The sequence below is a fragment of the Achromobacter sp. GbtcB20 genome (genome assembly GCF_019091095.1).
In the GTDB taxonomy this organism is placed as follows: domain Bacteria; phylum Pseudomonadota; class Gammaproteobacteria; order Burkholderiales; family Burkholderiaceae_B; genus Achromobacter; species Achromobacter mucicolens.
The window spans coordinates 1-279 of record NZ_JAGXJZ010000487.1 but is presented as its reverse complement, the minus strand read 5'-3'; the positions used below and the strand labels follow the sequence as shown (position 1 = coordinate 279).

Annotated in this window: 1 protein-coding gene; it reads right to left on the bottom strand. The window is 62.7% G+C overall.

Annotated features, from left to right (window positions below; genetic code table 11):
• Positions 1 to 279: aminotransferase class I/II-fold pyridoxal phosphate-dependent enzyme (locus KVT32_RS29880; RefSeq protein WP_217619404.1), on the bottom strand; the 279-nt coding region annotated here is incomplete at both ends.

Sequence of the window (279 nt, the reverse complement as noted above, 5' to 3'; positions counted from 1 at the left end):
CCTGCACGGTGATCGCGCGCTTCTCTTGAATTACGGCGCTGCCGGCCCCAAATACGAGTTCCTGCACAGCCTTGTCGTACGCTGCCAGGCCGTCGATCGGCAGGTAGGTGCGCGGCGCCGGCTGCTCCATCAGCTTCGCTTCCGCTTTCTGCACGCATTGCAGCAGCGGCACCTTGCCATTGTCGTCATAGTAGACACCGTCGCCCAGGTTGATCTTGGCCGGATTGGTGTCGGCGTTGAATGCTTCGGTGATGCCCAGGATAGGGTCGCGCGGGGCCA